The organism is Mucilaginibacter sp. P2_D11, from assembly GCF_056404435.1.
The window spans coordinates 1-13,137 of the sequence record NZ_JBFUEA010000035.1; the positions used below are offsets into that span (position 1 = coordinate 1).

Annotated in this window: 12 protein-coding genes and 1 tRNA gene; 10 read left to right on the forward strand and 3 right to left on the reverse strand. The window is 45.8% G+C overall.

From position 1 onward, the window contains the following. Positions 1–516: 516 nt before the first annotated feature. The 4 genes from AC1DXC_RS27040 (at position 517) to AC1DXC_RS27055 (ending at position 4,592) form a co-directional block, all read left to right on the forward strand. A complete protein-coding gene (locus AC1DXC_RS27040) occupies positions 517–918 on the forward strand; it encodes a VOC family protein (protein ID WP_477462297.1) in 402 nt (133 codons plus the stop codon). A gap of 293 nt (positions 919–1,211) precedes the next feature. Next, the gene (katG, locus tag AC1DXC_RS27045; RefSeq protein WP_477462298.1) at positions 1,212–3,482 is read left to right on the forward strand and encodes a catalase/peroxidase HPI; all 2,271 of its coding nucleotides are present in this window, start codon (positions 1,212–1,214) and stop codon (positions 3,480–3,482) included. Between the two features lie 157 nt (positions 3,483–3,639). Then, positions 3,640–4,119 (forward strand): hypothetical protein, encoded by a 480-nt coding sequence (locus tag AC1DXC_RS27050; RefSeq protein WP_477462299.1) that lies wholly within the window; start codon positions 3,640–3,642, stop codon positions 4,117–4,119. Next, the gene (locus AC1DXC_RS27055) at positions 4,116–4,592 is read left to right on the forward strand and encodes a class I SAM-dependent methyltransferase (protein ID WP_477462300.1); all 477 of its coding nucleotides are present in this window, start codon (positions 4,116–4,118) and stop codon (positions 4,590–4,592) included. Before AC1DXC_RS27050 ends, AC1DXC_RS27055 begins: the two co-directional genes overlap by 4 nt. A gap of 45 nt (positions 4,593–4,637) precedes the next feature. On the opposite strand, the gene AC1DXC_RS27060 is transcribed toward AC1DXC_RS27055, so the two are convergent. Both AC1DXC_RS27060 and AC1DXC_RS27065 read right to left on the reverse strand, forming a co-directional pair. Further along, positions 4,638–5,591 (reverse strand): DUF3592 domain-containing protein, encoded by a 954-nt coding sequence (locus AC1DXC_RS27060; RefSeq protein ID WP_477462301.1) that lies wholly within the window; start codon positions 5,589–5,591, stop codon positions 4,638–4,640. Beyond that, positions 5,588–5,773, reverse strand: coding sequence for a hypothetical protein (locus AC1DXC_RS27065; RefSeq protein WP_477462302.1), 186 nt, complete (start codon positions 5,771–5,773; stop codon positions 5,588–5,590). Before AC1DXC_RS27065 ends, AC1DXC_RS27060 begins: the two co-directional genes overlap by 4 nt. A 338-nt stretch (positions 5,774–6,111) precedes the next feature. Between AC1DXC_RS27065 and AC1DXC_RS27070 the strand changes: the two genes are divergently transcribed. The 4 genes from AC1DXC_RS27070 to AC1DXC_RS27085 all read left to right on the forward strand — a co-directional run bounded on the left by AC1DXC_RS27070 (position 6,112) and on the right by AC1DXC_RS27085 (position 9,851). Next, on the forward strand, positions 6,112–7,056 hold the full coding sequence (locus AC1DXC_RS27070) for a helix-turn-helix domain-containing protein (protein ID WP_477462303.1): 945 nt from the start codon (positions 6,112–6,114) through the stop codon (positions 7,054–7,056). A gap of 85 nt (positions 7,057–7,141) precedes the next feature. Next, entirely contained in the window at positions 7,142–7,678 is a 537-nt protein-coding gene (locus tag AC1DXC_RS27075) for a YbhB/YbcL family Raf kinase inhibitor-like protein (RefSeq protein WP_477462304.1), read from the forward strand. Positions 7,679–7,750: 72 nt separating this feature from the next. Further along, positions 7,751–8,158, forward strand: a complete 408-nt coding sequence (locus tag AC1DXC_RS27080; protein WP_477462305.1) for a DoxX family protein — start codon at positions 7,751–7,753, stop codon at positions 8,156–8,158. Between the two features lie 91 nt (positions 8,159–8,249). Then, a complete protein-coding gene (locus AC1DXC_RS27085; RefSeq protein ID WP_477462306.1) occupies positions 8,250–9,851 on the forward strand; it encodes a fumarylacetoacetate hydrolase family protein in 1,602 nt (533 codons plus the stop codon). Between the two features lie 370 nt (positions 9,852–10,221). Here AC1DXC_RS27085 and AC1DXC_RS27090 read toward each other — a convergent pair. Then, positions 10,222–10,295: transfer RNA gene (locus AC1DXC_RS27090), tRNA-Asp, on the reverse strand. A 177-nt stretch (positions 10,296–10,472) separates the two neighbouring features. On the opposite strand from AC1DXC_RS27090, the gene AC1DXC_RS27095 reads away from it, so the two are divergent. Further along, positions 10,473–11,957 (forward strand): xylulokinase, encoded by a 1,485-nt coding sequence (locus AC1DXC_RS27095; RefSeq protein ID WP_477462307.1) that lies wholly within the window; start codon positions 10,473–10,475, stop codon positions 11,955–11,957. Between the two features lie 89 nt (positions 11,958–12,046). Beyond that, positions 12,047–13,137 (forward strand): sodium:solute symporter family transporter (locus tag AC1DXC_RS27100; protein ID WP_477462308.1); only part of this gene is annotated, 1,091 nt, incomplete at its 3' end.

The window sequence follows — 13,137 nt, forward strand, 5'->3', positions numbered from 1 at the left end:
ATTTGTCAACCAGCTCTTCAAGGATAAAAGTAAAATCTATCAGTTCATTGATCTTGCGAAGAAGATTGTCTTTGGGTACGATCAAATCATACAATCCCGAAAACGCGCTAAATTGGATCTTTTGTTGTTGAGCTAACATCTGAAAGGCGTTCTAATACACCTTTAAAATACAAAAAAAGGAGCAGAAAGACAATCCTTCCTGCTCCTTTTTTACACCTCTTTTTCTAAAAGGACTTTTTCAGTGCCCTCGCAGACATGCGGGGCTTTGCTCCCCAGACTGGGCTCGAACCGATGTTAGATATGAGATAAGATTTGTAAATCTTGTACTACGCGGCTCGATAAAAGTCATGTTCCAGCTACCCAGAATTAAATTGGAAAGCCTCAAGTCGAAAAATTTGAGGCCTTTTTGATTTTGATATTTTGCAAGCTCTTTAGTCCCGAAGATTGCTTCCACCGCGGCATAATAATTGCGAGTAAATCAATACGAAATTATACTTTAGACTAAAAAAGCAAACCATGCATACCAAAAAAATATGGGCCAATTTTGCCGTGGCCGATTTGCAGCGCACCACCAACTTTTATACCCGCCTGGGCTTTAAGCAAAACGGAGAACCCAATAACGACCTTACCAGCTTTTTATTTGGCGACGATAGTTTTATAATCCACTTTTTTATAAAGGATAGTCTACAGAAAAACATCAAAGGTAACCTGGCCGATTTGACGCAAGGCAACGAAATCATTTTTACCATTGCAGCACAAAGCAAAGCCGAGGCAGATACCTGGGCGCAAGAAGTTGAGCAAGCCGGCGGCACAGTAGTATCGCAGCCAGAAGAATTTGGCCCGGGCTATTACGGGTTTATTTTTACGGACCCTGACGGGCATAAATTCAATGTTTTTTATATGGACGGACTGTTCTGATTGGCGCTCCGGAAAAGTTCTTGCAAGCGCGCCTGTCCGGAAAGCGCTCAGTGAAATTCGCGCACTTTTCGTTAGGCGGGCTTAGCATTGCATCTGAAATATGCCTTGTAAAAGCATGTAATGCGCGCCGCCAATCAATCTCCCGCATGCATAAAATACGCCTTGTAATTCCATAGCTTTTTGCTATCGCATATAGAATTAAATGATTGGCATCCTGCGTTCAGATTCCTTAATTTTATATCGCCTGTCAATAAAACCTGCGGGCAAGCATTTACTATAAAAACCAACCAATTATGGAAAAAGATTCAAACGACATCAGCAAATGCCCATTCCACAATGGCAGTATGAAGCCTAAGGCCGCTGGCGGCGGAACCCGCAACGAAGACTGGTGGCCCAACCAGCTTAAACTAAGCATCCTGCGCCAGAACTCTTCCTTATCTAACCCAATGGGCAATTTCGACTACGCAGAAGCATTCAATAGCTTGGATCTGGAAGCCGTGAAACAAGATCTGCACGCGTTGATGACCGACTCGCAGGACTGGTGGCCTGCAGATTTTGGCCATTACGGCGGCCTTTTTATACGTATGGCCTGGCACAGCGCAGGCACTTACCGCGTGGGGGATGGCCGCGGTGGCGCAGGTGCGGGCATGCAGCGTTTTGCGCCTTTGAACAGCTGGCCCGATAACGTTAGCCTTGATAAGGCCCGCAGGTTGCTGTGGCCCATAAAACAAAAATATGGCCGCAAAATATCCTGGGCCGATTTGATGATACTCACCGGCAACATCGCCCTCGAATCGATGGGTTTTAAAACTTTCGGCTTTGCAGGGGGCCGCGAAGATGTTTGGGAAGCAGACGAATCTGTTTACTGGGGCTCAGAAACTACCTGGCTCGGTAACGATAAACGATATGCAGATGGCTCGGCCGGCGTTGAAGGGCATGGCGTATTGGTATCAGATGAAGATGCGAATAGCGACATCCATACCCGTAATTTAGAAAAACCACTTGGGGCTGCACATATGGGCCTGATATATGTAAATCCTGAAGGACCCGACGGGAACCCCGACCCCGTTGCAGCCGCTAGGGATATACGTGAAACGTTTGGCCGCATGGCCATGAACGACGAGGAAACCGTTGCGCTGATAGCCGGCGGGCACAGTTTTGGTAAAACACATGGCGCTGCCTCTTCCGACCATGTGGGCAAAGAACCCGAAGCTGCCGGTATAGAGCAGCAGGGCTTTGGCTGGGGCAACAGCTATGCATCGGGCAAGGGTGCCGATACCATTACCAGCGGGCTGGAAGTTATCTGGACCAAAACCCCAACCCAATGGAGCAATAACTTCTTCGAGAATCTCCTGGGCTTTGAGTGGGAGCTGACCAAAAGCCCCGCAGGCGCGCAGCAATGGGTGGCAAAAGATGCGGACGCAATTATTCCGGATGCTTACGATGCCGAAAAGAAACACCGCCCGACGATGCTTACTACGGATCTTGCCCTACGGTTCGATCCGGCTTACGAGAAAATATCGCGCCGTTTCCTGGAAAACCCCGATGCTTTTGCTGATGCATTCGCACGTGCCTGGTATAAATTAACTCACCGCGATATGGGCCCCATAGCCCGTTACCTTGGCCCCGATGTACCGCAGGAAGAACTGCTTTGGCAGGACCCAATCCCCGCACTCGACCACGCCCTGGTTACCGAAGATGATATCGCCGGTTTAAAGGCGAAAGTATTAGCGTCGGGCTTAAGCGTATCAGAACTGGTATCTACCGCCTGGGCTTCGGCATCATCTTTCCGTGGTTCTGATAAACGCGGCGGCGCAAATGGTGCGCGCATCCGTCTGGCACCGCAAAAATACTGGCAAGTAAACAACCCGGCGCAGTTACAAAATGTATTAAGTGCGTTGGAAGGGATTCAAAAGGATTTCAACGGTGCGCAAACCGACGGGAAAAAGGTTTCCCTTGCCGACCTGATCGTACTGGCCGGTTCCGCAGCGGTAGAAAAAGCTGCTGCCGATGCCGGGCATTCGCTTACCGTTCCGTTTACGGCCGGCCGGATGGATGCCTCGCAGGCGCAAACCGATGTAGAATCGTTTGGGTACCTGGAGCCGGCTGCCGATGGTTTCCGTAATTACCCCAAAAGCCGGGTGCCTGTGGCTACCGAAGCTTTACTGGTAGATAAGGCCCATCTGCTTAACCTTACCGCGCCCGAACTTACCGTATTGCTTGGCGGTATGCGTGTGCTGGGCACCAACTACGATGGCTCTCAACACGGCGTATTCACCTCGCGCCCCGGCGTACTCAGCAACGATTTCTTCCTGAACCTGCTGGATATGGGCACCGCATGGAAAGCCATTTCTGCTGATAAGGAACTTTACCAGGGAACTGACCGCGCTACCGGCGAACCCAAATGGACCGCCACCCGTGCCGACCTCGTATTGGGCTCTAACTCCGAACTGCGGGCAGTTGCCGAAGTGTACGGCAGCGCCGATGCCCAGGAGAAATTCGTTACCGATTTCGTAGCAGCCTGGGCCAAAGTAATGAACCTGGATAGATTTGATTTGAAGTAAGTTTTATAGGCCTCTATACAACGCCCCCGTGGACTATTGTTCAAGGGGGCGTTTTGTTTGTATAAAGTTACTTATACGCTTCATTTGCCAGGCTTTTGGCAAACTGCAGCGTTTGTGATTTGAACTGCGGGAATTTCCTTGTAAATTTCCCGTGAAAATGATGAACAAAACAATCAAGAAACTTTTACGCCCATTTGTTCCGCAGTTTATACTGGATAGCAGGCGGTTGCCGGTGACCATAGAAAATGAAAGCTTCCCTGGCGGGCATTACTACAGCGTCATACCTTCTCTTGCCGACGTAAACACGCGGGCCGATAAAAATTTCAACCTAAACGACCCCCTCGACGGAATCGACCTCAACAGGCAGGGACAGGTTGACACGCTGCTGGAGTTTCAGAAGATGAGCGCAGAAGCGCCCTCGTTCCTGGATAATCAAATAAGGTTTATTTTTGATAATAATTCTTTTTCGTACGATGATGCGCCCGTCTTAAACTACATGCTGAGAAAAATTAAGCCGGCGAGGATCATCGAAATCGGGTGCGGCTATTCATCCGCAGTAATGTTAGATACGAATGACCTTTATTTAGATGGTGCATTGTCGACTTCACATTCATCGATATTGATTTTTCGAACTTGAACAACAAACTGACCGAAAAGGATAAGGGCCGTGTAAAGCTCATTGAAAAACCCATTCAGGACATCGACCTCTCTATCTTCGCCACATTGCAGGAGAACGATCTTCTATTCGTGGATAGTTCCCATGTATCAAAGGTGGGGAGTGATCTCAATACCATTATATTCAAAATACTGCCCCTGCTCAACCCCGGCGTTTACATCCATTTTCATGATATCAGGTATCCGTTCGAGTATCCGCAGGACTTGATAAATAATAAAGTATTCTGGAACGAGGCTTACCTGTTAAGGGCGTTCTTAATGTTCAATGAAAATTTTAAAATGACCTTTTGGCTAAATTACCTGCTTAACGACGGGGTTACCAACAAAAGTGACTTTGATTTCCTGCCCTTGTCCTCATGGGACAAGAAATTCAATAACAGCCGTGGCGAGGTATCGGGCGCAGGCGGTAGTTTGTATTTGAGGAAGGTGAAGTAATACTTTTCGAGTCAAACTAGCTGGCAGCTATTCGGATAACCGTTTCTATTTTTTAACCACTGATATAACAGAAAGCTCCTCGTCCTGATTCCCGATGCCCGAAATATTGATGGTGTATTGCTTGTTTTCGAAGGTTTTAAGGCCGGTATGCATTAAATCGTACTGGCCGTCGGTACTGGTTTTGGTAAAGCCGCTGGCAATCAGCTTATCAGGATAGGTTAAGTTATACGTCGCGTCACCAATAAACCTGAGCTCGCGGCCGTCTGTATTCACAGCGCTTTGCTTCCTGTTGTTCACCCACATCTTTCGCTGTGTTACGTAAACCCAACCGTAGGCAATTTTGTTCAGCTCGGCAACCATGGCTGTTGGTTTTATCGATAGCAAGCGCAGCAAATCGTCAGGGGTAAAATCCCTTTCGCTCGAATTCTTGAATTTGCGATAGCTGTCGTCATCAATTAAAATGGCAATGTTGCGTGGGTTTATTTTTGAGTAAAGCACCGGCACCGTTTGGCCCTTATACAATCTTTTAAACTCATATTCCGATACTTCTTTAGTTACGTCTTGCATATCCCCTTCATTGGTGGCAAATTCAACCACCACATGGGTAAAATCTGCGCCTCCGCCCCTTAGCAGGCGCTGCACCCTAACCGAGCTCCCATCAACCAGATGGCCGGTTACCTCCACCTGGGTGTCTTTCAAAATATCATCGTGCACGCCATCGAACCTGGACGAAAAAATAAAATAGACTATGGTACTGGGAATAACGCAAACCGCAAACAACAATGCCAATTGAATTTTTGGCCGGCCATGTTTCTGCACAAATTCGGGCTCCCATGTTTTACGGTAGGCCCAGGCAAGGAACCCGCTGGCACAGCAAAAAACCGCGCCCACAATCGAACAGATGAAAACCCGGTCGACGGTGAAATTAAGCCAGGGAAAGATGAATAAAAAGGAAATAAAGCCCGCTACAGAAAAGGACAACCACATGTAATAGCTCAATTTATTTTTACGCTGTAAATTTTTTGCAATTCCACGGCATACTCGGCTTTGGCTGTTTCGATAATTCCCGGGATGCTATCCGGTTCGGCACCAGCTTCGATTAAATAATAGGTGAGGGTTTCGTCCGAGAGGTCATCCGGCAACATTCCTTTGGTTTGGGTGATAAAGCGCTGGTTGTCCATTAATTGTATTTTAGGTTGTAGCGAAGATAATGATAATGATGAAAGTGCTGTGTTTTAAAATGTCTGGATTGTTGGGGTTTTATCGGATAACGGGGATCAGGCTATCCAAAAATCAAAAAAAGAGGAAACTGTAGCATACAAAATCGAAGCGCAGGAGCTTCTACACATGATGTTTTTAACAAAGCACATTCTGAACAAAACAGGCTGGTACATTTCACAACTACTTTTAATTCATAAAATACACAACTTGAGGCTCCAAAGCGCATGGCACAGCCTGGTCAAGCCGCAAGGAATATCCATGTAAATCGGAATTGATAGCAAAATAATACATTTGTTATATGTACCAGAAAACAGCACATATTCCATTTATAGAAACCATTTCAGATTTCTTTAAATTTTATGGTATGGGTGCTCCGCTTCACCCGGAAATAATGTGTATGAAACTGGAGGATCAACCGGACGAGAGGTTATTAGAAATGCCTTTGTGCAGGTCGAATTTTTTTAGGGTTATTCATTTTACCAATACAAATCTAAGCTTTACAGGAGGCGAAAAAATTTATACAGTTTCGGATAACTGCATGTGTTTTACTTATCCCGGGAAATTGGAATCCTGGACGAGAAAGGGTCCGCTTACGGGCTATGTTATCTATTTTACTCCCGCATTTCTAGGGTTGGACATGATGGGTAAGCATTTTGATGCTGATTACCCATTTTTCAACTTTAACTCCGAACCTGTTTTATATCTATCGTCAGAAGACACGTCCGGCATAATACAGTGCGCCGAAGAAATGATCAAAGAAATGTATTCAACAGCACCCGATAAATTAGAAATGTTGAAAAAGATATTGCAGGTGTATCTGCATCATATCAAACGTATATACAATAACCACGTTAAGGCCTTTACAGAGGAAACCAGGATCCATAAATCGCTATTTAATAGATTCCGGCTAATCCTGGATGAAACGATTCATCAGCTGTCTTTGCAAACTAAAGTAAGCCCTGTTAGCGTATCGCTCATCGCCAAACAATTAACGGTTAATCCTAATTATCTCAACTCATTAATCAAAGTACTCTCGGGCAAAACCGCATCAGCTCATATTCAGGAAAAATTAATACTGGAAGCTAAATCATATTTGCTGCATACCGAAATACAGGTGGCCGGGATTTCATATAGACTTGGCTTTGAAAATCCTTCTTACTTCAGTCGCTTTTTTAAAAAGAATACGGGTTTGTCGCCATCTGATTTTCGTGAAAAATTCACTCCCGGTAAGGCCCGCCTGTAAATTGTATCCACTTTACTATAAATTGTACTAACGGGAAGTATAAAGGCATTTTAGCTTTGGTGGTAGATTAAAACACCAAAGCAACATGAAACGATCCCTTCTTATTTTATTGGCAATTGGATTTACGGCAATTGCGGATGCCCAAACTTTCACTTTAAAAAGTAATGACATTGGAGGTCAGGCTACCCAAAAACAGTTTCTGAATGGTTTCGGTTGTACCGGTGAAAATATTTCACCGGAGTTGCATTGGGAGAATGCGCCTGCTGGTACGCAAAGTTTCGCGGTAACAATGTATGATAAAGATGCTGCAACAGGAAGCGGCTTTTGGCATTGGGTTGTATACAACATTCCGGCTGCCACTACCGGGCTTGCTCCCGGTGCGGGTGATGTCTCAAAAGGCCTGATGCCTAAAGAAGCAATACCCGGCAATAATGATGCAGGTATGCCGGGTTACGGTGGCCCCTGCCCTCCTCCGGGCACTCCGCATATGTACATTATAACTGTATATGCATTAAAATCAAAGTTAACATTAGGCAAAAATGCTACCCCTGCCATAGTGGGGATGATCATAAATAATAACCTCATTGCCAAAGCATCACTTGTGATGTATGGACAGCAGTAAATACTATCCGGGGTAGTGACAGAGACATACAACTCTGCTAAATAATTTATTCAACCATTAAATTAATAATATATGAAAAAGATCTTGAACCTCAGTTTTATTCCGGCTAATGTTGATCTGGCATTGCTAATATTGCGGTTATGGGCTGGAATAAGCCTTTTTGGCAAACACGGCATTGAGAAGTTTACAAACTTCTCTCAAATGCAGCAGCATTTCCCTGATCCATTGCATGTAGGCGTAACTGTAAGTTTAATTTTTGCATTAATATCTGACAGTATTTGTTCGCTATTGGTTATGCTTGGAATCGCAACAAGACTTGCAGCACTTTTTATTGTGATTAATCTATTGGTTGTTTTTATCACGATGCACCATTTTTCCTTCGGGCAGGACCATGCAGAACTTGTTTATGTTTCCCTCGGCTGCTACCTCACTATAATGTTTGCAGGAGCCGGAAAATATAGTGTTGATAGTAGATTATAACATGTTTAAAATCACCTGCTGATCAATATCCCTATGTCAAAAACAGAGGCAATAAACTCAATCATACATCCACTATTAACTTTAAAAAACCATGAGCTTAAAACGGTTACTGTTTACGATCACTTGTTTATTGTTCGCTTTTATTTTGTGCCAGGCGCAAAATAAAACCAGTGTTAAGTTATTCCGGTTCGGAAATGAGGGCGACGAAAAACCTGGTGTGCTTACCGCAGATGGCAAAATGCTGGATGTATCCGCTTTCGGGGAAGACTACAATGAAAAGTTTTTTGCGGGAAACGGGATCAAACGATTGGAAGAATGGGTAGTTAAAAATAGTTCCATTTGCCCGCAAGTTCCGGCACAAACGCGAATGGCCTCCTGTGTGGCAAGACCATCAAAAATTGTAGCTATTGGGTTGAATTATGAAGAGCATATCAAAGAAGGCGGTGCACCAAGTCCGACCGAACCCATCATTTTTCTAAAGGCTACCTCTGCGCTTTGTGGCCCATATGACAATGCGATTATTCCCGCGGATGCCCTGAAAATGGATTATGAGGCAGAGCTGGCCATTGTAATAGGAAAAAAAGCGAGCCACGTAGCGGAGGACAATGCACTTGACTATGTAGCGGGCTATACAGTGATTAACGATTACAGTGAAAGAACTTGGCAGTTAGAAGGATCTGGAGGGCAATGGGATAAAGGGAAAAGTGCCGACCATTTTGCTCCCCTTGGGCCTTACCTGGTAGCCCCGGAAGAGATCGGCGATCCTCAGCATTTAAGAATATGGTTAACCCTTAATGGGGACACCATGCAAAATGCCAATACCAGGAATATGATATTTAATATCAAAAGACTTATTAGTGAAGTAAGCAAATATATGACATTGCTGCCAGGAGACGTTATTGCTACCGGAACTCCATCCGGGGTAGGGCTTGGGCGCAAACCACCGGTATATCTTAAGCCAGGCGATGTGATCTCATTGGGGATAGAAAACATAGGAACACAAAAGCAAACTGTTGTAAGTGGCATGGAGCTTATATTGGGAAAAGAAGCCTACCAGGATTACCTGAGATGGGTGGCTTTGGGTATCGGCGGCCTTCCCCATACATTGGAGGGATATCGTACCGTCAAGAGAATAAGCCTGCAAATGAAGGACCCATTAGATATTCGCCGTATTGCCGGAGAAATTGGCAAACCGGGCGATATAAAGACGCTTTTTAATTTACCCAAAAGGAATGGGGCCAAACCCACAATAGCACCATTTGCTGTGCCGCACCGGCAAATGGACCAACATAATGATACGCTGATAAGGAACTTGCAGAAAATAATATTTGATGCGCAGGTGGCCGATAAAGCCTTTGACCTTGTCTATAAGACCAGCTATCTGGAAAGAAATAATGCAGGAATATTCCTGAGAGATAGTGCTGCCGGCAATCCGACTATAGTGACTGTTTCGCACGCCGAGGTGGGGCATATTCATCCTTCTGATGGATCTATGCATATCATTCTTAGTCCGAGTGATACCAAAGAAGTAATTGAAAAAGGATGGGGTGAACTGCATGGGCTTGCCGGGGAGGGACGCGCCGCAAAAACCTACATGATGATATATGCTCCAAGAAATGAAATGGAACTTGAAATAACAAAAAAAATTCTGCTTGCGGGGGTTAAATACGCAACACGTATACCCGGAAAATAGCTTATGATCAGATTTTACCTTTATGATTTAACTGCATATAGGCTATTGTTTTCAATCCTCTTCGGGAATTGTCAATTTCGCCGACAAATGAAGATGTAAAAAAATTAGATAGCAGGGTGGGGCAGCGGATAAAGCCAACCGTGATTACCACTAAGCCCCAGGCACAATCCTTTAATGCAAAGGTCAAGGCTTTCAGGCCACTTCAAGAGGCGTTAGAGATACTACATTTTCCCTGTTTAGGCTCAAAAATATCTATGCTTAGAAATCTCTTCCCCAACTTTTCAGACTGAGCCATTATATAAACGTAATAAGGCATATCCGGTAATCAAAAAAGGTGTTTAGATTTCTCTAAACACCTTTAATTTTCCTGCGGAATGGACGGGACTCGAACCCGCGACCTCCTGCGTGACAGGCAGGCATTCTAACCAGCTGAACTACCACTCCGTTTGGGACTGCAAATATACGCGTCTTTTTGGCTTACGCAAACTGTTTTTTAAAATTTATGTGATAAAAACTTTTATAGCTTAATTAACAGCATTTTGGCTGCAATTTCAAAAAATAATTTAATTTCGTTGCTGTTACCCCGTATTACCAAAGTAAACAAACTTATTTAACCCGCACATGCTATTGTTAGGCATAGATATTGGCACATCCTCCGTAAAAGTGAGCGTTGTAAATACTGTCACACAGACAGTTATTGCGTCGGCGCAATACCCCGAGCAGGAGTCGCCTATACTATCTTTGCAAACGGGCTGGGCCGAGCAATCGCCCGATATGTGGTGGCAACAAACCGGCCACGCCATTGCCCTCTGCCATAAAAAAGGCGGTTACCAGCCAAAAGACATTGCCGCAATAGGCATAGCTTACCAAATGCATGGGCTTGTACTGGTTGATAAAAACCACCAGCTATTGCGCAACAGCATTATTTGGTGCGATAGCCGGGCCGTAGAAATAGGCGATAAAGCCTTTGAGGATATCGGCCACGAAGCCTGCCTCTCGCACATGCTGAACTCGCCGGGCAACTTTACCGCAGCCAAACTGGCTTGGGTAAAACAAAACGAACCCGATATTTACGAGCAGATAGATAAGGTGATGCTCCCCGGCGATTATATAGCCATGAAACTTACCGGAGAAATTACCACCTCGCCCTCCGCCATGTCTGAAGGTATCTTTTACGATTTCCAGTTCAATGGGCTTTCTAAGGATATTATCGAATATTTTGGTTTTAGCGATAGCCTGTTCCCGGTAGTAAAGCCTGTGTTCTCATCGCATGGCCGTATTACTGCAGAAGTAGCTGCCGCCCTTCAACTAAGTACCGGCACCCCCGTAACCTACAAGGCGGGCGATCAGCCCAACAACGCCCTGTCTTTAAACGTGTTGAAGCCGGGCGAAGTGGCCGCTACCGCAGGTACATCGGGGGTTATATACGGCGTGAGTGACCAATTGGCTTATGATAAGCAATCGCGCGTAAATACCTTCGCGCATGTAAATTACGCTAACGAAAATAAGCGCCTGGGCGTTCTGCTATGCATTAATGGCACCGGCAGCTTGTACCGCTGGGTTAAAACTGCTGCGGCCCCGCACCTCAGCTACGCCCAAATGAATGCCGAGGCGGCGTTGGTGCCTATTGGCAGTAACGGGCTACGTGTTTTGCCCTTCGGAAACGGTGCCGAGCGTATGCTTTGCAATAAGCAGGTTGGCGCGCATCTGCACGGCATCGATCTGAACCTGCACACCCCAGCACATATTTACCGCGCGGCACAAGAGGGTATTGCCTGCGCGTTCCGCTACGGCTTGGATATCATGCGTGAGAACGGCATGAACCCTACCGTAATACGGGCCAGCAGAACCAATATGTTCCTCAGCGATGTGTTTACTCAGGCATTCGTAAACACAACCGGCGTACCGGTAGAGCTGTACCATAACGATGGCAGCATGGGCGCGGCGCTCGGTGCCGGCATTGGCGCAGAAATATTTGCTTCGGCAGCGGAGGCTTTCAGCAATAACAAAGCCGTGGCCTACGTTGAACCAACGAACACTGCCGGTTACAATGCGGTGTATGAGGATTGGAAAATAGTACTAAACCAGCATTTATCCTATCAATAAAAAAATGCTGAACAATCACCCCTGGAAAATTTAATAAAACGATATAATACTAATCCATATAACTCCTAAATACTAAACCAAACAGATAAATGAAATCTCTTTCGACCGGCGATTACATCGTATTTTTAGTCTATTTCCTTATTGTAGCCTGTTATGGTTACTGGATATACCGCCGCAAGCATAATGCCGACGCTACCTCCAAAGATTACTTTTTAGCAGAAGGCTCCCTCACCTGGTGGGCCATCGGTGCATCCTTAATTGCATCGAACATCTCTGCCGAGCAGTTCGTGGCCATGAGCGGCAACGGCTTTACCATGGGCCTGGCTATATCAACCTATGAGTGGATGGCCGCTTTGACGCTGATCATCGTAGCGGTATTCTTTATACCGGTGTATCTCAAGAACAAGATATTCACCATGCCGCAATTCCTGCACCAGCGTTACAACAGCACGGTTGCCATGATTATGGCCGTGTTCTGGCTGCTGCTGTACGTAATCGTTAACCTAACGTCGATACTGTACCTCGGGGCAATCGCCATCAACGGTATCTCCGGCATCGATTTCAAATTGTGCATAGCGGGCTTGGCCATTTTCGCCATCATCATTACGTTGGGCGGCATGAAGGTAATCGGCTATACCGACGTTATCCAGGTGTTTTTCCTGATATTGGGCGGTTTAGTAACCACCTACATCGCCGTTACAAAAGTAGGCGAGTACTATGGTCACCCGGGCTTGCTGAACGGCATGTCTGACATGTACAACCATGCTAATGACCACTTCCAGATGATACTGAAGAAGGACAACAAGAGCTATGGCGATCTGCCCGGCTTGACGGTGCTGATAGGTGGTATGTGGATAGTGAACCTCAACTATTGGGGTTGCAACCAGTACATTACACAAAGGGCCTTAGGCGCTAACCTCAATACTGCACGTAGCGGTATCTTGTTCGCTGCTTTCCTGAAACTGCTGATGCCGCTGATTGTGGTATTGCCAGGTATTGCCGCTTACATCCTGTACAAAGAGAACGTATTCAATGCAGATATGACGGGCAGCATCACCGCCAACCACGATAATGCCTACCCGGTATTGCTTAACTTACTGCCTACCGGCGTAAAAGGTTTGGCTTTCGCAGCTTTAACGGCCGCAGTAGTAGCTTCGCTGGCCGGCAAAGCCAATAGTAT

What these genes read in the sequence shown, in the direction of transcription:
- AC1DXC_RS27040 (WP_477462297.1), top strand. Translation starts at nt 517, where the DNA reads ATGCATACCAAAAAAATATGGGCCAATTTTGCCGTGGCCGATTTGCAG.
- katG (WP_477462298.1), top strand. Translation starts at nt 1,212, where the DNA reads ATGGAAAAAGATTCAAACGACATCAGCAAATGCCCATTCCACAATGGC.
- AC1DXC_RS27050 (WP_477462299.1), top strand. Translation starts at nt 3,640, where the DNA reads ATGATGAACAAAACAATCAAGAAACTTTTACGCCCATTTGTTCCGCAG.
- AC1DXC_RS27065 (WP_477462302.1), bottom strand. Translation starts at nt 5,773, where the DNA reads ATGGACAACCAGCGCTTTATCACCCAAACCAAAGGAATGTTGCCGGAT.
- AC1DXC_RS27070 (WP_477462303.1), top strand. Translation starts at nt 6,112, where the DNA reads ATGTACCAGAAAACAGCACATATTCCATTTATAGAAACCATTTCAGAT.
- AC1DXC_RS27075 (WP_477462304.1), top strand. Translation starts at nt 7,142, where the DNA reads ATGAAACGATCCCTTCTTATTTTATTGGCAATTGGATTTACGGCAATT.
- AC1DXC_RS27080 (WP_477462305.1), top strand. Translation starts at nt 7,751, where the DNA reads ATGAAAAAGATCTTGAACCTCAGTTTTATTCCGGCTAATGTTGATCTG.
- AC1DXC_RS27085 (WP_477462306.1), top strand. Translation starts at nt 8,250, where the DNA reads ATGAGCTTAAAACGGTTACTGTTTACGATCACTTGTTTATTGTTCGCT.
- AC1DXC_RS27095 (WP_477462307.1), top strand. Translation starts at nt 10,473, where the DNA reads ATGCTATTGTTAGGCATAGATATTGGCACATCCTCCGTAAAAGTGAGC.